Source organism: Enterococcus sp. 4E1_DIV0656 (assembly GCF_002140695.1).
Classification (GTDB): domain Bacteria; phylum Bacillota; class Bacilli; order Lactobacillales; family Enterococcaceae; genus Enterococcus_D; species Enterococcus_D entomosocium.
The window spans coordinates 711,945-732,883 of record NZ_NGLF01000002.1 but is presented as its reverse complement, the minus strand read 5'-3'; the positions used below and the strand labels follow the sequence as shown (position 1 = coordinate 732,883).

Annotated in this window: 18 protein-coding genes; 17 read left to right on the top strand and 1 reads right to left on the bottom strand. The window is 43.9% G+C overall.

Annotation, left to right across the window (positions count from 1 at the left end; all coding sequences use genetic code 11):
* Position 1: 1 nt before the first annotated feature.
* The 15 genes from A5882_RS16725 to A5882_RS16655 all read left to right on the top strand — a co-directional run bounded on the left by A5882_RS16725 (position 2) and on the right by A5882_RS16655 (position 16,955).
* The gene (locus A5882_RS16725; RefSeq protein WP_086373174.1) at positions 2-877 is read left to right on the top strand and encodes an ROK family protein; all 876 of its coding nucleotides are present in this window, start codon (positions 2-4) and stop codon (positions 875-877) included.
* A complete protein-coding gene (locus A5882_RS16720) occupies positions 870-2,261 on the top strand; it encodes a glycoside hydrolase family 1 protein (RefSeq protein WP_086373173.1) in 1,392 nt (463 codons plus the stop codon). The genes A5882_RS16725 and A5882_RS16720 overlap by 8 nt, the downstream gene beginning before the upstream one ends.
* 240 nt (positions 2,262-2,501) lie before the next feature.
* On the top strand, positions 2,502-3,383 hold the full coding sequence (locus A5882_RS16715; RefSeq protein WP_086294872.1) for a sugar ABC transporter permease: 882 nt from the start codon (positions 2,502-2,504) through the stop codon (positions 3,381-3,383).
* 13 nt (positions 3,384-3,396) lie between these two features.
* A complete protein-coding gene (locus A5882_RS16710) occupies positions 3,397-4,317 on the top strand; it encodes a carbohydrate ABC transporter permease (protein WP_005225516.1) in 921 nt (306 codons plus the stop codon).
* Between the two features lie 27 nt (positions 4,318-4,344).
* Positions 4,345-5,814: an ABC transporter substrate-binding protein gene (locus A5882_RS16705; RefSeq protein WP_016613578.1), complete on the top strand. Its 1,470-nt coding sequence runs from the start codon at positions 4,345-4,347 to the stop codon at positions 5,812-5,814.
* A 278-nt stretch (positions 5,815-6,092) separates the two neighbouring features.
* On the top strand, positions 6,093-6,713 hold the full coding sequence (locus A5882_RS16700; protein ID WP_086373172.1) for a DUF624 domain-containing protein: 621 nt from the start codon (positions 6,093-6,095) through the stop codon (positions 6,711-6,713).
* Positions 6,706-8,454: a sensor histidine kinase gene (locus tag A5882_RS16695; protein ID WP_016621577.1), complete on the top strand. Its 1,749-nt coding sequence runs from the start codon at positions 6,706-6,708 to the stop codon at positions 8,452-8,454. Before A5882_RS16700 ends, A5882_RS16695 begins: the two co-directional genes overlap by 8 nt.
* Complete coding sequence (locus A5882_RS16690) at positions 8,447-9,931, top strand: response regulator transcription factor (RefSeq protein ID WP_086373171.1); 1,485 nt, start codon at positions 8,447-8,449, stop codon at positions 9,929-9,931. Before A5882_RS16695 ends, A5882_RS16690 begins: the two co-directional genes overlap by 8 nt.
* Positions 9,932-10,038: 107 nt before the next feature.
* The gene (locus A5882_RS16685) at positions 10,039-10,638 is read left to right on the top strand and encodes a YitT family protein (protein WP_005234774.1); all 600 of its coding nucleotides are present in this window, start codon (positions 10,039-10,041) and stop codon (positions 10,636-10,638) included.
* 188 nt (positions 10,639-10,826) lie between these two features.
* Positions 10,827-12,047, top strand: coding sequence for a sugar MFS transporter (locus tag A5882_RS16680; protein ID WP_042890478.1), 1,221 nt, complete (start codon positions 10,827-10,829; stop codon positions 12,045-12,047).
* A 123-nt stretch (positions 12,048-12,170) separates the two neighbouring features.
* Positions 12,171-13,502 (top strand): APC family permease, encoded by a 1,332-nt coding sequence (locus tag A5882_RS16675; protein WP_086332566.1) that lies wholly within the window; start codon positions 12,171-12,173, stop codon positions 13,500-13,502.
* On the top strand, positions 13,499-14,458 hold the full coding sequence (locus A5882_RS16670) for a D-2-hydroxyacid dehydrogenase (RefSeq protein WP_086373170.1): 960 nt from the start codon (positions 13,499-13,501) through the stop codon (positions 14,456-14,458). Before A5882_RS16675 ends, A5882_RS16670 begins: the two co-directional genes overlap by 4 nt.
* A gap of 168 nt (positions 14,459-14,626) precedes the next feature.
* Positions 14,627-15,658 (top strand): YibE/F family protein, encoded by a 1,032-nt coding sequence (locus tag A5882_RS16665; RefSeq protein WP_086373169.1) that lies wholly within the window; start codon positions 14,627-14,629, stop codon positions 15,656-15,658.
* Positions 15,655-16,416, top strand: a complete 762-nt coding sequence (locus tag A5882_RS16660; RefSeq protein ID WP_086373168.1) for a YibE/F family protein — start codon at positions 15,655-15,657, stop codon at positions 16,414-16,416. The genes A5882_RS16665 and A5882_RS16660 overlap by 4 nt, the downstream gene beginning before the upstream one ends.
* A gap of 17 nt (positions 16,417-16,433) precedes the next feature.
* Positions 16,434-16,955, top strand: a complete 522-nt coding sequence (locus tag A5882_RS16655; protein ID WP_086373167.1) for a GNAT family N-acetyltransferase — start codon at positions 16,434-16,436, stop codon at positions 16,953-16,955.
* A gap of 82 nt (positions 16,956-17,037) precedes the next feature.
* Here the strand turns inward: A5882_RS16655 and A5882_RS16650 are convergent, their stop codons facing one another.
* A complete protein-coding gene (locus A5882_RS16650) occupies positions 17,038-18,036 on the bottom strand; it encodes a LacI family DNA-binding transcriptional regulator (protein ID WP_086373166.1) in 999 nt (332 codons plus the stop codon).
* A gap of 255 nt (positions 18,037-18,291) precedes the next feature.
* Here A5882_RS16650 and A5882_RS16645 point away from each other — a divergent pair, with 255 nt between their 5' ends.
* Together A5882_RS16645 and A5882_RS16640 are read left to right on the top strand one after the other, a co-directional pair.
* Positions 18,292-19,563 (top strand): extracellular solute-binding protein, encoded by a 1,272-nt coding sequence (locus tag A5882_RS16645; protein ID WP_086373165.1) that lies wholly within the window; start codon positions 18,292-18,294, stop codon positions 19,561-19,563.
* A gap of 139 nt (positions 19,564-19,702) precedes the next feature.
* Positions 19,703-20,938: a carbohydrate ABC transporter permease gene (locus A5882_RS16640; RefSeq protein WP_086373215.1), complete on the top strand. Its 1,236-nt coding sequence runs from the start codon at positions 19,703-19,705 to the stop codon at positions 20,936-20,938.
* Position 20,939 lies beyond the last annotated feature (1 nt).

Sequence of the window (20,939 nt, the reverse complement as noted above, 5' to 3'; positions counted from 1 at the left end):
AATGATGGTTTACGGAGGAATTGAAGCCGGCGGCACAAAAATGATTTGTGCCGTTGCCGATGAACAGCTGACGATCATCGCCCAAGAGTCGATCCCAACGACAACGCCAGAGGAAACGTTAGCGGCGATCTTTGCCTTTTTCGATCCCTACGATCTCGTGTCATTAGGGGTCGGTTCCTTTGGTCCGATCGGGATCGATCCAACCCAAGCGACCTATGGCCACATACTAGCCACGCCGAAACAGGGCTGGCAGCAGTTCGATTTTCTCGGTGCGTTGAAGAAGCGCTACCCAGAGACAGCATTTGCTTGGACAACAGATGTCAATGCTGCCGCTTATGGAGAATTACGCCAAGGAGCGGCACAAGGCAAAGACAGCTGTGTCTATTTGACGGTAGGGACCGGCATTGGCGCCGGGGTCGTTCGTGAAGGAAAGATTTTCGAAGGGATCGGTCATCCAGAAATCGGTCATATCTATGTCAAACGTCACAGTGAAGATATGTATGCTGGTACATGCCCGTATCACGGCGACTGTCTGGAAGGATTAGCCGCAGGGCCTTCTTTGGAAGGACGTACGGGGATCAAAGGACAAGACTTGCCGCAAGCGCACGAGATTTGGGGGTTGCAGGCCTTTTATCTAGGGCAAGCGCTGGTCAATATCACGTTAACTTTAGCACCTGAGATAATCATTTTAGGCGGTGGGGTCATGAATCAGCCGCATTTACTCGCTCAAATCCAACAAGCCTTCCTGAAACAAATGGCAGGCTATATGGAGACACCACCAGTGGAAGACTACATCGTCACTTGGGGCTTGCCGAACAAAAGTGGCATTATCGGCTGTCTCTTGTTAGGCAAAGAGCAGGTGACTGCCCATGACTAACCTGCATTTTCCTAAAGATTTTTGGTGGGGAGCCGCTGCCAGCGGTCCGCAAACTGAAGGACGAACGGTCGATGATGGCAAAGGGGATTCGATTTGGGACTATTGGTACGCAACGGAACCAGAACGCTTTTATCAAAAACGGGGACCCGAAGATACCGTCCAGCTGCTGCAGCGTTACCCAGAAGATGTAGCATTGATGAAAGAGATCGGCTTTAATTCTTTTCGAACCTCGATCCAGTGGAGTCGCTTGCTGCCAGAAGGAAGAGGAGCGGTCAATCAACAAGCGGTGGCGTTTTATCGCGAGTACTTCGCCACTTTGATCGAAAATGGCATCGAGCCTTTCATCAATTTGTATCATTTTGATATGCCGATGGCACTGCAAAAAGAAGGCGGCTGGCTCAATCGCGAGACTGTCACAGCATTTGCAGATTATGCCGCTTTGTGTTTTGAGTTGTTCGGTGATCAAGTCCGTCATTGGTTCACGCAAAATGAACCGATCGTGCCAGTGGAGATGGGGTATTTGTATCAACAGCATTACCCAGCAGAAATCAACTTGGCACATGCGGTGCAAGTCGGCTACCATGAAGCACTCGCCAGCGCTTTAGCGATCCAACGCTTCCGTCAGTCTCAGCAATCAGGCGAAATCGGCATCATCTTGAATTTGACACCGACCTATCCGAAAGATCCGAATGATGAAAAAGATGGCCAAGCGGCGCAACTGGCAGATGCCTTTTTCAACCGTTCCTTCTTAGATCCAGCGGTCAAAGGCACCTTTCCGGAAGAATTGATCACTGTCTTAAACGAGTTGGCGATCATGCCAGAAACCAGAGCAGAAGATTTGCAGATCATTAAAGAAAACACGGTCGATCTCTTGGGGGTCAACTATTATCAGCCGCGGCGGGTGCAGCAAAAGCGTTCTGCCAAAACAGCGGACACTCCAATGCCAGAAGATTACTTCGATGTTTATGATTGGCCAGAAAAGAAAATCAATCCCCATCGAGGCTGGGAAATTTATGAACGAGGCATTTATGATACCTTGATCAACCTACGAGACAACTACGGCAATATCCCTTGTTATATTTCAGAAAACGGCATGGGAGTCGAAGATGAAACACGCTTTATCGATGCCAGCGGTCAGATCCAAGATGAGTACCGCATCACCTTTATCAAAGATCATTTGCGGTATGTTCACCAAGCAATCCAAGAAGGCAGCCGGTGCCGCGGGTATCACATGTGGACTTGCATGGATAATTGGTCTTGGCTGAATGAATTCAAAAATCGTTACGGGTTTATTGCCGTTGATTTGGCTACCCAAAAACGCACCATCAAAAAGTCAGGTGAGTGGTTCCGCGAAGTGATTCAGCAAAACGGCTTTGTCGATTGATCCTTTGTAAAAAACAACTCAATGAAGCGTCCTATCTTGCAAAAGGTAGGACGTTTTTCTGGTTTTTAGAGAATAAAAACAAAATATAAACAAAGACCTTTAATTTGTTTCATTTTATCTTTAGTTTGTTCCTTATTTTTTAGGGATGAAAGCGTTATTCTAGTAGCATGAAGGAGATGATGAGATGTGAAGAAAAAGGGGTTTTGGAGGAATGTCTGGCAATACAAAGCGTTAATATTGATGGCTTTGCCAGGTGTTGTCTGGTTTATCTTTTTTTTCTATATACCTGTATTCGCAAATGTGGTGGCGTTCAAAGATTTCCACATTTCACCAGACGGCTTTTTTGCCAGTTTGAAACAAAGCCCGTGGGTCGGCTTTGATAACTTTAAATTTTTATTTGCATCCAATGATGCTTGGCTGATCACTAGAAATACATTACTTTACAATATCGTATTTTTAGCATTCAACCTATTCTTTGCGATTGCCTTTGCCATTATAATGAGTGAGCTACGCAATAAGCGTTTGGTAAAAGTTTATCACACGATGTCACTGTTGCCGTACTTCCTTTCTTGGGTGGTTATTTCGTACTTTGTCTATGCCTTTTTGAGTCCAGACAAAGGGATCATCAACCAATGGATCACGGGTATGGGCGGTGAAGGAATCAACTGGTATGCTGATCCGAAATGGTGGCCGTTTATTTTCGTCTTTATGAATGTCTGGAAGAGCTTAGGCTACAACAGCATCATCTATTATGCGTCAGTGGTCGGGATCGATCAAACGTATTACGAAGCCGCGATGGTCGATGGTGCCAGCAAATGGCAGCAGATTAAAAATGTGACGTTGCCACAACTGATTCCAATGATTTCCGTCTTGTTGATTTTGAACATCGGTGGGATCTTCCGTGCCGACTTCGGACTTTTCTATCAAGTCCCACGAAACTCTGGGGCGTTGTACCAAGTCACCTCCGTTTTAGATACGTACATTTATAATGGACTGACTGCCACAGGCGACTTCGGGATGACCGCAGCTGCCGGCCTTTATCAATCAGTGGTTGGGGCATTATTATTACTAACAGCGAATTTGGTTGTTCGTAAACTAGAACCAGATTCAGCATTATTCTAAGGAGGATGGATAAATGAAGAAAAAAGTAACGAAAGTCGAGATCCGCTCCTTTAACCCAACGGTCAACCTGATTTTTAATATCGTGATCGGTCTGTTCGCGATTTCCTGTGTCTTGCCGTTTCTCTTTGTGATCGCGATCTCATTGACCAGTGAAACCTCTTTGGCAGAAAACGGCTATCGCTTTTGGCCACAAGAATTTTCGTTCGCAGCATATACCTACCTGTTTAGCGGACAAATGAGCAGCAAAATTTTCCAAGCATTTGGCGTATCTATTTTTATCACTGTTTTTGGTACCTTCGTCAATGCAACGATGACTTCGCTATATGCCTATGTCATCTCTCGCTCAAATTTTCCATTCCGTCGGTTCTTTACGATCTTCGCTTTGATCACCATGTTATTTGCGCCAGGGATGGTTGCCAATTACTTAGTGATGGTCAACTTGATCCAATTGAAAGACACGATTTGGGCGTTGATTTTACCCCTTGCCTTAGGGCCTTTTAATATCCTTGTTATGCGGACCTTCTTTAAAAAGACGGTACCAGATAGTATTATAGAATCTGCGCGCATCGACGGTGCCAGCGAAATGAAGATTTTTCTGTCCATCGTGTTGCCCTTAGCGGTTCCAGGGATCGCAACGATCAGTCTATTTGCCGCTCTTGGCTATTGGAACGACTGGTTCAATGCATTGTTGTATATTCAAAAAGACTCTTTAGTGCCGTTACAAGCACTTTTGATGCGGATTCAAAGTAACTTGGACTATCTAGCCAAAAGCTCTGGTATGGCTGCCCAGATCCAAGGTGGTTTGGCCGCTTTGCCAAGCGAAACTGCTCGCATGGCAATCGTTGTTGTTGCAACCTTACCGATTGCGATCACCTATCCATTCTTCCAACGGTATTTTGTCGGTGGTCTGACAATTGGTGGCGTCAAAGAATAATCAAATAAGTATAGGGAGGAAACAAAAATGAATTTGTGGAAAAAAACAGCTTTTGCTGGGATGGCCGCAGCGGCAACTTTGGGAATGGCTGCCTGTGGGTCGAACGGCGCAACATCCGATTCAGAAAACAATGCAGACGGCGTAACGACTTTATTGATGTATCAAGTCGGGGACAAGCCAGAAAACTTTGATCAATTAATGGAGATCGCCAATAAACGCATTGAAGAAAAAACCAACGCTCGCATCGATCTGCAGTATATCGGCTGGGGTGATTGGGATCAAAAAATGAGTACCATCATTTCATCGGGTGAAAACTACGATATTTCCTTTGCCTCAAACTATGTTGCCAATGCGCAAAAAGGCGCGTATGCAGATTTGACGGAGTTAGCACCAAAATATGCCAAAGAAGCGTATGATCAATTAGACGAATCTTATATCAAAGGCAATACGATCGACGGAAAATTATATGCCTTTCCAGTCAACGGCAATATTTATGCCCAACAAGTCTTGACCTTCAATAAACAATATTTAGACAAATATGATTTGGATATCAGCGGGATCGAATCTTATGCAGATGCCGAAGACGTGTTGAAGAAGTTCAAAGAAGAAGAACCAAACATCGCACCGTTTGCGATCGGACAAACCTTTAATGTTTCTGGAAACTATGATTATGTGATTGGGAAAGATTACCCATTTGCTGTCAAATTGGATGGCGATACAACGAAGATCATCAATCAATACGAAGATGATGAACAAATGGAAAACTTGAAATTGATGCACAAATGGTACAACGAAGGCTTGATCCCAACCGATGCAGCCACCAATACAACTGGTTACCCATTAGAAGGCAACACATGGTTCATGCGTGAAGAAACCCAAGGACCAATGGATTACGGCGATACGATCTTAAGCAATGCCGCAGGTCATGAATTGGTTTCACGTCCAATCACGAAACAATTAAAATCAACCGGACAAGCGCAAATGGCAAACTTTGTCGTAGCGAATGTTTCGAAAAACAAAGAAAAAGCAGTGGAAGTGTTGGGCTTGTTGAACAGCGATCCTGAATTGTTGAATGGATTGGTTTGGGGTGTCGAAGGTGAAGCATGGGAAAAAATCGAAGGCCAAGACAACAAAATCCGTCTCCTTGATGGCTACTTGCCAAATACCCGGATGGCTGCTTGGAACACTGGGAACAACATGATCCTTTACACACAAGAATCCATCACAGACGATATGATCAAAGAGCGTGATGAAAACATTGCTAACGCGGAAGCATCACCAATCTTAGGCTTCAACTTCAAGACTGATAATGTGAAAACAGAAATCACGAATATCGCCAATGTCATGAACCGTTACAAAGCAAGTTTAGCAACCGGAACGATCGATCCAGAAGAAAATGTTCCGAAACTAAACGAAGAATTAAAAACCGCTGGCTGGGAGAAGGTCCGCGATGAAATGCAAAAACAATTTGATGAGTACCGCGCAAGCCAAGAATAAGCAACAGGCGCCGCTCACCAATCAATAGATCAAGCAAGCCGGAGGCTAAACGCATCAGGACCAATGGTTCCCACGTCTAGCTTCTGGCTGCTTTTTCTTTAAAGTAAGTAGCAAAATCTTTGATGAAAAAATAACGTTACTTTTGTTTTTTAACCTTCAAGCAGCAAGCATGGAGCATCTAAAACGTACATAGCATTAAAAGATTCTCAGGTAGCTTGAGTAGGAAGCTAAAATCATGCTACATTTTCGATAGGGAACAAATAAGGGAGGAATTTTAAATGGAAGAAACAGCAAATAGTGGGTTGGTCAAGGGCTTTCGCTTGATTTGGGCGATCGTGAAGTTGAATTTGTTTTTCGTCGTATTGACATTGGCAGGTGGCGGAATCTTAGGGATCGGTCCAGCGTTTCATACCATTAGTACCTTGATCCACGAAGACGGTTTAAATTATGAGCATCAAAGCTTTCGCAGCGCATGGCGCATTTGGCGCAACGTCTTTGTCAAGGCCAATAAGCAGTTTTATCTGTTCTTCCTACTGACAGGGTTCTTAGTGTATAACCTGTATTTAGCTACCCAGATCCAAGGCTTGATTTGGTTGATGATCTCTTTTGTTTTAGTTGTTGTCAGTGGATTGAGTGTTTTACTGTACCTGTTAAGTGTGGTTTTTGACACGTCCTATGAGATTTCCTTGTGGAATAACCTGAAATTGTCCTTTGTGTGTCTGTTTCTTCATATGGCGACCTTTCTAAAATTGCTGGTTGGGATCGCTAGTATTCTAGTTTTTACTTGGATGATGAAAGGGCTCTTGCTCTTTGGAACCTTCAGCTTACTGATTTTATGGTGCCATGTGGCGATCAGTCAGGAAAAAAACGTCATTGATCGGGATTTGGCACATGACTAAGTGGCGTTTTCGTTTGTTCAAACACGATTTTTTGATCAATCAGTTGATGCAGCTGTACAGTGTACTCTTGGTGATCATCTCCATCATTATTATGTTGGTCCTGACCGCTTATACCGGAGCGGATCGTTTTACTACGAGTGAACGTTTAGTGGAGAGCACAAGCTTGCAGCTGGATGCTTACGTGCAAGATCAAAATACCGTTGTTTCAACGGTACTTGGCGAATTTACTAGTTCAGATACCGCCTTTGAATCATTACGCAACTATTTGCAGCTTTCACTGCCAGATTATTTTTCCTATAGTAATGATATTTTTCGCCAGACGGGACAGAGTGTATACTTGCCCAATATTCTCTATCGTTTGATTCGTAATCATCCTAGTATCGAAGAGATCATCATTCAATTGGATGAAAGCAATGAGACATTAGTGGCAACGCCGGATACACCTTATGGAGAAAAACACAGCGGCAAACAGATTGATTTAAAAAATCGTCTGTTTTTTGTTCGTTCGATCGCCCAACCAAGTAATTATGCCCAGCCCTTAGGCCAAGTCTACGTGATCTTTCGTTCAGACGATGTTTTAGCCAATCGACAAGAAGACAACCAAATTCATGGAATCAACAGTTTTTTGTATACCTCAAATGGTCAGCGGCTGTACAAGGATGCCACGAACCTCAGCAAGGAAACTTTAGCCAAAATTGATCAGGCGGTTGCTCACGGAACCATTCACGACACTCTTTCGAAAGACTTTTATATCAAAAAACAAACCACTGTCAGCGGAGAAGTGTCCCTGGTTTTGTTGTCAAAAAGGGTTATCTGGCGTGATATTTTTTCCAGCGCCATTTGGATCTTTAGTTTTGGGATTGGGATTCTATTATTGGTCCTATGGGTGCTTCATCGCACCTTTAAGCGCTATACATCGCAAGTACAGCAGATCGTCTATGCGACGAAAGAAGTCAGCCAAGGGAATTTTGACAAACGGATCGATACCGCCAATGTCCAACAAGAGCTGAAAGAAATCGCAGAAGCCATCAATCAAATGACCTACAGTATCAACGAGTACATCAAAGATATTTACACGCTAGAGATCAAACAACGGGATGCCGACATGCGGGCGCTGCAAGCCCAGATCAATCCGCATTTTCTGTATAACACGTTAGAATACATTCGAATGTATGCCTTGAGCCGCAACCAAGAAGAGCTGGCGGATGTCGTCTATGCTTTTTCGGCCCTATTACGGAACAACACGACGCAAGAAAAGACGAAGACCTTAAAAGAAGAAATCGATTTTTGTGAAAAATATGTCTACTTGTTTCAGATGCGCTACCCAGATAAGATCGCCTATCATGTAACCATCGATCCGGCATTAGAACAGTTAGAATTGCCGAAGTTCACACTGCAGCCACTTGTCGAAAACTATTTTGTTCACGGCATCGATTATCAGCGCAATGATAACGCCATCAGTATCAAAGCTTATAAAGAAGCCGGTCAAATCGTGATTGAAGTCAAAGACAACGGCAAAGGCGCAGATCCGCAGCAGTTAGGGATGATTCATGAAGAATTGCAAAATCAGGAGATCGGAGCCCAAACCTCAATCGGGATCAAAAATGTTCACGAACGGTTGCGGGGCATGTTCAATGGCGCTTATCAAATGGACGTTACGTCTCAAGCAGCCGCTGGGTTTACGGTCAAGATCCGTCTAGATGAAAACAATTTGCAAAGGGGGCATGAGGCAGATGTATAAAGCAATGTTCGTTGATGATGAATATATGATCTTGCAAGGGCTGCAAATGATCTTGCCTTGGCAAGAGCTGGGCTTTGAGGTGGTGCATACAGCGAAAAGTGCTAGTGAGGCCCTAGAGTATCTACAAGAACATTCCGTTGATTTGCTGATCACGGATATTCGGATGCCAGAAATGAACGGCATCGATATGATCCGCCAAGCGCAAGCGTTTGGGAATCGATTTTTTTCGATCATTCTATCTGGTTATCAAGAGTTTGCCTTTGTCAAACAAGGCATGGCGTTAGGTGTGCGTAATTATCTAGTCAAACCTGTTAACAAAGAAGAACTGCGTAGCAGTGTTCAAGCGATTGCAGCTGAGTTAGAGGAGCAGCAAAAACTGTTGGCAGAAAAAGAACTTTATCAAGAATCAAGCCTGCTGCTTTGGTTGAATGATGAATTGAACGAAAGCGAGTACCTCCATTTGCTGGCGCAACAGAGGGTGCCGCTAGCAGCCCCCTTTACCGTTTTGCAGTTCAATGGGACTGCCGAGATCTTACAAAAAATCACGACGTTTTTTCAGCAACACGATCAGCCATTGATCTTACCAGGGCGATTAGATGAAAACCAAGTGATCATTACCGCAGCCGGACCAAGACAACAAATCAACGCTGTCTTAAAAGCATTAGCCCAGCAACTTAATAGTAAAGACTGGCAGTTGATCATGAGCGAAACCATCAACGAGTGGGAGAATTTGTATAAAGCCTATGAGAAAATCAAGCAAGTTCAATCGCTGCAAGCCTTCTATCCAGATCTGTTTTTACAAGAACAGACGATCCACGTGGATATATTAGAGCGAAACGAAGAACTACCGTTTCTATCTTTTAACAAAGCGCTGACCATCGGGGATGTTAAAACGATCCAACATGAGCTAGATAAAATGTTCGCTATTTTGGAACAAACCCAAGCAGACCCTGAACATGTTCGCTATGTTTCTTTTTTGTTGTTCAATGATATTTATCGGCAACTGCCGGTGCTTTCCCAAGAAAACCATGAGCAGATTTTGGCACGGATTCGCGAGTCCAATACATTGGCAGATTTGCGGCAACTTTTTGATGATGTGTTGGAGCTGGCCAAATCGCAGCCGCCGCAAAAACGTTATTCAGAGATCGTTCAAAAGACGATCCAGCTGATTGAAGAAGGCTACACCCATGATTTGACGGTCAAATCAGCGGCAGAAGAACTGCACGTTAGCGTTGTTTATTTGGGGCAACTCTTTAAGAAAGAAACGGAAATGAGCTTTAATCAGTACGTCAATCTGGTGCGCATCAAGCAAGCCCAACAGCTGCTGCTTCATTCGAAAGCCACGATCAGTGAGATCGGCGATCGTATTGGTTACAACAATACCAACTATTTTTCGAAGATGTTTAAGAAGTTAAATGGCTTGACCCCCAAAGAGTTTCGCGATACCTATGAACAGCATTATGAATCCCTTGATTGAATTTAGATTTCTTCAAAAAAAATCCGGTTTTTGTGATTAAATGATAGTAATTGTGACGCTTTCACGGTAAACTAAGAGAGGAAAAATAAAGAAGAGAGCGTGATGTTGTGAAAGAAACCAAAAAATTTGCACAAGTTTTGATAGGTACCGGGCTGATTGCGTTAGCCATATCCTTATTGATCACTGCCCATCAAGGATATGATACGATCAGTACGTTTTTGTTAGGAATTTTGAATTTTATCGATGTCCCTTTTTGGATAGCCAGTTTGTGTTTTAACATTGTTGTTTTGTTGATCGTTGCAGTCTTTGATCGTGCCGAATTAGGCATTGGCAGTTTTATCAACGGGATCGGCTTAGGCTTGTTGATTGGGATCTTTGAACCAGTGATGGACAAAGTATCAATTCATTTGCCTTTCTACCCATGGATCGCTATTTTCGCTGCACCGATCTTATTTGGCATCGGCGCCGGCATTTACGTTTCTTCCAACAAAGGGTCGGCCGCACTTGAAGCCTTGACTGCCTTGATCTACAAACGAAGCAAATTGACCCAAAAAACGATCCGTATCGGCTTGGATGCTGCGATGGTCTTGATCGGTTTTGCGTTAGGCGCCAGTGTGGGGTTAGGTACTCTCTTGTGTATCGTCTTTATTGGCCCAATCTTTGAAGCCACCATGAAAACCATCGCTGCCCGGAGGAAAAACGCCTAGCCTTGAGAATAAGTCGGAAAAAGCTGTCTGTGAGGGCAGCTTTTTTGCTGCTTCTATTTAAGGAAATCATCTGAAGAAAGAGGAATCCTGATTTCCTTAAGATTCTCTGGGTAAAAAAAGTGTTTTCTCCATGGTTCCCGACTGATTGGACTTGGTATACTGATAAGACGAGCAAAGGAGAAGTGAAAATGAAAAGTTATCGTTCGACGATTGCGGCTTGCTTTGTAGGGTACATCGTTCAAGCCGTGATCAATAATTTTGCCCCCTTATTATTTTTGACCTTTCAAAGCCAATACCAGCTACCAATCAGCCAGATAACTTTGTTGGTCAGTTTTAACTTTTTGACTCAGTTAGCCGTCGATTTTGCAGCAATCTTTTTTGTAGACCGTATCGGCTATCGTATTTCGATCGTAGCGGCGCATTTTTTTGCAGCGATCGGCTTGATTGGTTTAGCCATTTTTCCCTTATGGTTTCCGACCCCGTTTAGTGGATTATTAGCAGCGGTTTTGTTGTATGCCATTGGCGGTGGCTTGCTGGAAGTTTTAGTCAGTCCCATCGTTGAAGCCTGTCCAACGGAACATAAGGAAAAAACGATGAGCATGCTGCACTCGTTTTATTGCTGGGGGTACGTGGGGGTCGTTTTGTTCTCAACGGCGTTCTTCATGGTGTTCGGTATTCAACAGTGGCCGATTTTAGCGATCGTCTGGGCGCTGATCCCGTTGGTCAATTTGTTTTTCTTTACCAAAGTCCCGTTGGCGCCAATCGTTGCCGAAGGAGAACGAGGGTTGACCACTCGGCAGCTCTTTTCCTTGAAAAGCTTTTGGCTGTTTCTGGTGATGATGGTCTGTGCTGGAGCCAGCGAACAAGCAGTCAGCCAATGGGCATCGACCTTTGCTGAACAGGGCTTAGGTGTTAGTAAGACACTAGGCGATTTGGCAGGACCGATGGTTTTTGCCTTGATGATGGGGATCTCCCGCTTGCTTTACGGCAAATTTGGAGAACGAATCGATTTGAAACGCTTTATGTTTTTGAGTGTTTTGCTTTGCCTACTGGCGTATATGATGATCGGCTTTGCTTCATTGCCATTGATCGGGTTCCTTGGCTGCGGCTTAAGCGGTTTTGCCGTAGGGATCATGTGGCCGGGGGTCTTTAGTCTTTCTGCGCAATACATTCGCAACGGCGGGACGGCGCTATTTGCTTATTTGGCATTAGCGGGAGATCTAGGATGTTCAATCGGACCCGCTGTCGTCGGTAGCATCGTCGAATGGACGGGACAACAGCTGCAGGTTGGGATTTTAGGTGCGATCATTTTCCCGATCATCTTGCTGGCAGGAATTTATTTGGTTCAACAAATGCACAAAAAACGACAGCTTCCGTTGCTGGTTTTTCAAGAATCCACAAAAGAATAAAAAAATTTTGGAGCAAATGCCGTCTTTTCATGGTATTTGCTTTTTGTTTTCTGAAATTCCTCTAGTCAAGATAGTTTCTATCCGCTATACTTTGACTTATTCATTTAAAAAGGAAGTGATGTTGTGAAAAGTCAATTGAAAAAAGAAATCAGTTTTTTTGGGGCATTATCGACAGTAATGGGAACGGTGATTGGCGCCGGCGTGTTTTTCAAAGCAGCGGCTGTGGTCCAGCAGACCCAATCGACTGGATTGACCTTGTTGGTTTGGCTGCTTGCCGGCTTTCTAACGATTTGCGGCGGCTTGACCGTGGCAGAGTTAGCGACGGCGATTCCTGAGACCGGCGGACCTATTCGATATATCGAAAGAATTTATGGGAAATTACCCTCCTTTTTATTAGGCTGGGCACAAAGTATCATTTACTTTCCAGCGAACGTGGCGGCTTTAAGTATTATTTTCGCAACACAATGTTTGAACTTATTTCATCTACCTAGCAATTATTTGCTTCCTTTATCGATTTTGACCGGAACGAGTGTGACCTTGATTAATCTTTTGGGAACAAAAGCTGCAGCTCAAGTCCAGTCCGTCACCTTAGCAGTCAAGCTGATTCCGATTGCGGTGATTATCGTGGCTGGCCTGATGACACCAGGGCAAGTATCGGTCTCATTGGTGGATTTTTCTTCCAATACTCAAGGCTCCCTTGCAGCTGGTATCAGTAGTGCCCTCTTAGCAACCCTTTTTGCTTATGATGGCTGGATGGGGGTCGGCAATGTCGCTGGAGAAATGAAGCGACCCGAAAAAGATTTGCCAAAAGCCATCATCTTTGGGTTGAGTTTTGTTACCTTGGTGTATGTGTTGATCAATGTTGCCTTTTTAAAAACATTGCCGATCGATCAAATCGCTGGTAATTTGAACAGTGCCTCAGAAACTGCGATGGCCTTGTTCGGCAGTTTTGGCGGAAAATTGGTCACGATCGGTATCTTGATCTCTGTGTATGGCGCATTGAACGGCTATACAATGACTGGCTTGCGGGTCCCATATGCGATGGCGTTGGAAGATGAGATTCCTTTCAGCAAGACCTTTGCGACCTTAAGTAAAACCACTAATGCACCCTATGCGGCGGCCTTTTTACAATTAGGGATCGCGTGTGTCATGATGCTTTTAGGCACCTTTGATCTCTTGACCGATATGCTGGTTTTTGTTATGTGGTTCTTTAGTGTATTATTGTTTGTAGGAGTTTTTCGTTTGCGAAAAACAGAACCGCAGATGAAGCGTCCGTATAAAGTTCCTTTCTATCCAATCATTCCCTTGATTGCGATTTTAGGCGGCTGTTTTATCTTGATCATGACCTTGATCACTGACACGTGGTTAGCAGTCGTGGGAATCGGCGTGACGTTACTAGGAATTCCCGTTTTTTATGGAAAAGCAAAAGGAAAAGCGAGAGGGGCGAAAGAATGAAGATCGTTGTACTTGATGGCTATGCGTTGAATCCAGGGGATTTGGCTTGGCAAGGGTTTGAAGAATTAGGAGAGGTGACGGTGTATGATCGTACCTCATATACAGATAAACAAGAAATTATTGAGCGAATCGGTGATGCCGAAGCGATTTTGACAAATAAAACGCCGATCACCGCTGATGTGCTCAAAGCATGTCCGCAATTGACCTACATTGGGGTATTAGCAACTGGATACAATGTCGTTGATTTGGCAGCAGCGAAAGAACAAGGAATCACCGTGACCAATATTCCTAGCTACAGTACCAATGCATTGGCACAAGCGACCTTTGCTTTGCTGCTGGAAGTGACGAATCAAGTGGGACACCATAATCGTTCCGTGCATCAGGGAGACTGGCAAACTAGCAAAGATTTTTCTTATTGGCAGACACCGTTGATGGAATTGGCAGGCAAAACGATTGGGCTGATTGGATATGGTGCGATCGCTCAAGCAGTTGCCACGATCGCACATGCGTTTCAATTGAAAGTAATCTACTTTAATCATCGACCAAAACCAGCACAAGCGGATTGGGCAAAACAAGTGTCGTTGGCGGAACTGTATCAAGAAGCAGATATCATTAGCCTTCATGTTCCACAGTTTCCTGAGACAGAAAAAATGATCGATCGCACAGCTTTGGCGCAAATGAAACCTTCTGCGATCCTGATCAATACCTCGCGTGGCGGCTTGATTGATGAAGCAGCAGTTGCTGAAGCGCTGAAAATCGGGCAGATTGCAGCCTTGGCGGCAGATGTCGTCTCGAAAGAACCGATTGCAGCGGACAATCCCTTGTTGCAAGCACCAAATTGCTATTTGACGCCGCATATCGCTTGGGCGCCAGTCGAAACCCGACGTCGTTTGATGGGGATCGCTGTGGCGAACTTAAGCGGCTTTAAAGCAGGTACAGCGCAAAATGTCGTGTAAGCAAAACGAGCAATTAAAAGGACTTTGACAAAGCAGGCGACTAGCAAAGCAGTTAGTCTCGCCAACACAGTAACCATTTCGACCAGTCAGCCAGCCTCACAAGGTGATTGGTCGTAGGACTGGTGGTTTGTCTAAGTCTTTTTTTGCTGAAAAAGAAAGGAGACGGTCTTGAAAAAGTATTATTATCTAGCGGCCTTTGTTAGCATGCTGGTCTTGAGCTGGCTGATCCAAACCCAAAGCAGTCGCTTTTATGCACAGCCGATCATAGAAGTACAAACGGTTCAAGTCACCGCCGAACAGCAGCAGATTCAAGGGATCCTTCGCAACGGAGAAGAAGCTGGGGCACTGCGGACAGTCACTACAGAATACACGCCCAACGGTGCGATTCATCCGTTGTATCAGACCGGACAACAGCTGCTTTTGCAAAAAGAAGGAGATGGCTGGAAGGTACAAACACAAAAACGGGATGGGTATCTCTTTTTCTTCCTTGCCTTATTCCTGATGGCAGTAGTCGCAATTGGTGGCAAAAAAGGCTTACGGGCTTTGCTTAGTATCTTTGTGAATACTGGCTTGCTGCTCCTTTTTCTTTGGTTTCACAAAGGCAACAGCTCCTTTTCATTGGTCTTTTTGATGATCGTTTTTACGATCGTCTCGTTGGTTATGACGATGGGGATTTCTTATGGCTTTCGCACGATCGACAGCCGCAAAATCATTGCCTCCTTAGCCAGCGTTCTCTTGGCGTTTTTTCTCTGTCGATTCGCCATGGATCTTTTGCAAGATCATGGGTTGCGCTATGAGGAAATGTCGTTTCTGACCCGTCCGTATCGCAGTGTCTATCTAGGAAGTCTGCTGATTGGCGCAATCGGTGCCAGCATGGACAACATCGTCATGCTGATTGCCAGTTTAGATGAGATCCAACGCATCAATCCCCAGACGAGCCGCAAGGAACGATTAGCGATCGGTCGGTCCATCGCGCAAGATACGACTTCTTCGATGATCAATGTCTTGTTGTTTGCCTATTTAAGTGGGAGTATGCCAGCGCTATTGTTTTACCTAGCCAATGGCTGGCTGCTTTCGCAAGCATTGCCGATGCATCTTTCTTTAGAAATAGTGCGTACAGTATGCGGCGGCTTTGCGTTGGTTTTATCGGTACCGTTGACGCTCCTTTGTTTTGAAGTGCATAGGAGGAAAGCAAAATGACTGTTTTGTTTGTGTTGATCTTGCTTTTTCTCTTGCTGACTTTCGCTGTTTTTCGGATCGAAGGGCTGTTTCAAGTCACAGGTCTGTTTATGAATGTGGCCGTCTTTCTAGCGCTACTGGTCCTGATTGACCGAGGGGCACCGATTTTACCAGCGGCTTGTGTTGCCTTTTTAGCCGTGGCGGCGATCACCTTGTTTTTCGTGAACGGCGTCAATCAGAAAACCAAAATTGCCTTTGTCTGTGTGTTGGTCTTTCTAGGGCTTTTTCTACTATTATTTCCTCTTGTGCTCTCTGCAATGAATCTTCATGGGTTTTCGGCAGAGGAACTCGATGAGTTGGCGATGTATTCCTTTGATGTAGCCATCGATTTTAAGACATTGATGACTGCGATCATTTTGATGAGTTTTTCGGGGGCGGTGGCAGATGGGAGTATGGCGATCAGCACTGCGACCTATGAACTTTTTCAAGCAAACCCGCAAGTCTCAATCAAGGCATTAAGTAAAAGTAGTATGACAGTGGTATCAGACGTATTGTCTTCGACGATCAATACCTTATTGTTTGCCTTTATGGGAAGTAATCTGGCGTTGATTGCGTGGTTTCAAGATTTGTCGATCTCCTTTGGTGAAATGATCAATTCAAAGGCGTTCGTCTCAGAATTGATCGTTTGTTTGATCACGGGTCTGGCAGCGGTGATTATTTTACCCATCACCGCATGGGCAGCGAGTTGGTATTTTTTGAAAAGAAACCGAATGGAATAGAAGGGAGCGCAACAACTATGGAACCACTAATTGAAACCGAGCGATTATTGTTGCGAGAAATGAGTCATGACGATCGTCCAGCGATTGAAAAGATTTTGCAAGATCCAGGAGTCATGATTGCCTATGAAGGACCCTTCAGTGAGCAGGAAGTCACTGGTTGGATCGACAAACAGCTGCAACGCTATCAAAACGATCACATTGGCTTGTGGCTAGTGATTGAGAAAGCATCCGGGCAAGCGATCGGTCAATGCGGCTTGACGTGGCAAGACGTCAAGGGAGAAGCTGTTTTAGAAATTGGGTACTTGTTTCAAAAGAACTTCTGGCATCATGGGTTTGCCACAGAAGCCGCCCAGGCTTGTAAAGACTATGCGTTTGGAACGCTGAATGCCGATATTGTTTATTCGATCATTCGTGAGTCCAATCAAGCCTCCATAAATGTGGCATTGCGCAATGGAATGAAGCTGGTGGATCGCTTTGTTAAACACTATCGACAAGTGGACATGCCGCATCTTGTGTATGCTGTGGCGAAAGAGATGTGAAAAACGAAAGAATGCTTTTTTCGATTTAGACAATGAAACGCCCCTAGAAAGTTAGCTTTTTCTAACTTTCTAGGGGCGTTTTTTAAGCTTGCGTAAAGCTTTTTCGCTCGATGAGATCAGCCCCTAAAAGGACTGTTTTGGTGATCGCTCGAGGATGAACGATCTGATCCACCAGCAAATCGATCGCGGTTTTGGCGATTTCCTCCACATCGATGTTAAACGTTGTTAGTGGGGGAGCCACAAATTTTGCGATCTCATTGTCATTGATACTGATTAATTCCAAGCGATCAGGAATGATGATAGATCGTTCATTTAACGCTTGGAGCACACCAACTGCGACGGTGTCAGAAGCCACAAAGAGCGCCTCTGGCAAATTGTCACCAAGGGACTCCACCATTTTTTTCGCCAAACGATAGCCGGTTTCAACGGAAAAATTGCCACCACTAAATAAGAACGCCTCATCGAACGCATCTCGACGAGCCAGCGTTTGACGGAAGATGATCTCGCGACTATCCATTTCTGCACGTTGAGTATCAGGATTTAGATAAGCGCCACCAATAAAGCCGATCTTTCGGTATCCTTTTGTTAAAAACAGATCGATCGCCAGTTGCGTCATTCGATCAGTATCGGGTTTGACCGTATCGAACAGCTCTGGACAGGGGTTGATTTCCAAAAGGACACCATAGGGGCAAACGGATTTGAACTGCTGCGTTTCTTTCTCAGTGAAAGAGCCAATCCCAATAAACCCCGCGACCTCTTGCAATGTTTCTAAAACATCATCTTCATGGGTGATCAGTTGAATTTCCAAATTGTTGATTTTCGCATATTTTTCTAAAGAGATTCGCAATTGTCGAAAATAGACATCTTGAAGCTCTTCTTGTTCTGTCAGCCAGAAAAGGACGGCGATTTTTTCTAGTGTTGTTTTTATTTTTGAGCGATCATAACCTAGTGATAAAGCGGTATGAATAATTTTTTGACGCGTATCGGCTGCGATCGACAACGATTCGTCGCCTTTCAATAATCGGGAAACAGTCGCTTGTGAAAAGCCTGATTGCTCGGCAATTTTTTTTATTGTAACCAATCTTCTTCACCTCTTTCTTCTAGTATACGCTAACAACTTTACCAAGTAAATGAATTTACTAAATATATTTACTGAATAGTGGAAGTTAGTAACATAGAGGTATTTCGAAAAAAAAATTTGTGTGATAAACCTTGATTTTATCCGTTTATTTACTCCATTGAAGAAATTAATTTAGTAAAACTATTTACATATTAAGTAAAATAATTTATTATAAACGAGAAGATAGCGTTTGCAAAATAAAGAAAAGGTGGAGAAATGATGATGAAAAAAATGTCTCGAGTTCTTTTTTTAAGTGTAGCAGCTTTAGGATTAGGTGCTTGCGGTCCACAAAGTGAAGGGACAGATAGTACTGCAGCAAATAGTGGCAGCGATAAGGACTATGATCTATTGGTCTGGGAAGACCAAGCAAAATCAGCTGGGATTGAAGAGGCAGTCAAACAATTTGAAGAAGAACACGATGTGACGATCAAAGTGGTCGAAAAAGCCTATGGTGGACAGATTGAAGATTTACGATTGGATGGACCCGCTGGTACAGGTGCGGATGTCATCACAATTCCTGGTGATCAAATCGGTACAGCAGTTACCGAAGGGTTGTTGAAAGAATTAACAGTCGATCAAACGCTACAAGATCTGTATACGGAATCAGCAATGCAATCGCAAATCGTTGATGGCAAAGTTTACGGCTTACCAAAAGCGGTTGAAACACAAATTTTGTATTATAACAAAGAGCTAATTTCCGAAGAAGACTTGCCACAGACAACGGATGAGTGGCTAGAGTATTCTAAATCTGTTTTAGGTGCTGACAGTTATGGGTTACTGGCATTATGGGATCAAATTTATTACGCACAAGGTGTATTGAGCGGTTATGGCGGTTATGTTTTTGGCGAGAATGCCGATGGATCCTATGACCCTGAAGATATTGGATTAGCTAATGAAGGTGCGATCGAAGGAGCGGACTATATCCAACAGTTTTATGATGCAGGTGTTTTTCCATCCGGATTGGTCGGTGAACAAGGAATCAATGTGTTGGACTCTTTATTTACGGAAGGAAAAGCTGCAGCTGTCGTCTCTGGTCCATGGAACTTGTCTCCTTATAAAGAAGCGGGCATCGACTATGGTGTGAAAGAATTGCCATTATTAGGCAATGGTGAACATATGGGCTCCTTTATCGGTGTCAAAAGCTACAACGTAAGCAGTTATTCCCAAAACCCTGAATTAGCTGAAGCGTTCGTGAAATTCATCAGCAATGAGGAAAATTCAAAAGTCCGTTATGAAAAAACGCAAGAAGTACCAGCGGTTGCTTCATTGGCAGATGATCCAGCAGTTCAAGAAAGCGAAAGTGCTGCAGCCATTGCTGCTCAGTCCCAATACGCAGAACTAACGCCTGGGATCACTGAAATGAATTCAGTATGGGAACCAATGGATGCCGCATTGCAGACAATTGCTACTGGAAAGGCTGAACCGAAAACAGCTCTACCACAGGCAGTCGATCAGATCAAATCAGCCATTGCAGCAATTCAAAACTAAAAAGTCGTTACGAGGACAAACGTTTCGGATGGTGATTCAGTACTAGGAATCAAGTAATGCCGAACGAAACGTTTGTCAGCGGCTTTTTCTTACAGGGGGCGAAAATGTGAAAAACACGCAGTCGTATGCAAAACGAGCAATGCTATTCTCGATAATACCAGGATTCGGTCAATTTTATAATCGGCAAAAAATCAAAGGCGCTTTATTTTTCTTCTTTTTTACTATGTATCTTGTCGTCTTTAAAGATTTATTTAATATGGGACTTTGGGGCATCGTGACATTAGGCGTGGAAGTGCCGAGAGACAATTCCATCTTTTTATTAGCAGAAGGATTAGTTGCCTTGATCGTCATCGGTTTTGGTCTGTTGTTCTATTATTTAAACATCCGTGATGCCTATAAAAACGGCGAATTAAGAGACAATGAGCTACCAGTCAACTCTATCCGTGAAAGCTACCAGGCACTATTAAGAGAAGGCTATCCTTATTTAATGAGTAGCCCAGCATTTTTCTTACTCGTGTTTTCTGTTATTTTTCCGATTCTCTTTAGTATCGCGTTAGCTTTTACGAACTATGATCTCTATCATTCTGCACCTGCCAATTTAGCAGATTGGGTGGGATTAGAGACCTTTAAGAAGATTTTTACTGTCGATATTTGGCGTAGTACCTTCTTCAATGTTCTAGGCTGGACAGTTATCTGGACCTTGATCGCCTCAACGTTACAAGTTTCTATCGGAATATTTTTAGCGGTGCTGGTGCATCAAAAAGAACTACGATTCAAAAAGTTCTTTCGAACGATTTTGATCCTCCCATGGGCAGTTCCGGGATTTGTTACGATCTTGGTATTTTCAGGAATGTTCAATGATTCCTTTGGTGCGATCAATAATACGATTTTGAATTTCTTCCAGATTTCACCGATTCCTTGGCTAACGAGTGCGAATTGGACCCGTTTAGCTTTGTTACTGATTCAAGGCTGGCTAGGCTTTCCGTATATTTTTATCGTGACTACAGGGACGCTGCAATCCATTCCTGATGATTTGTATGAGGCGGCGACCATCGATGGTGCTTCAGCTATGCAAAAATTCCGACGAATCACATTGCCATTACTGCTTTATGCAATGGCACCAATTTTGATTACGCAATATACGTTTAACTTCAACAATTTCAATATTATTTATCTGTTTAATTCTGGCGGACCGGCAGTTCCTGGTTCGACCGCTGGTGGTACCGATATTTTGGTTTCATGGATCTATAAGCTCACGATGCAAAATAGTCAATATGCACTAGCAGCAGCATTGACGATTCTCTTATCGATCGTCGTGATCGCGATTGCTTTATGGCAATTCCGCCGAACAAATTCATTCAAGGAGGTTGGATAAC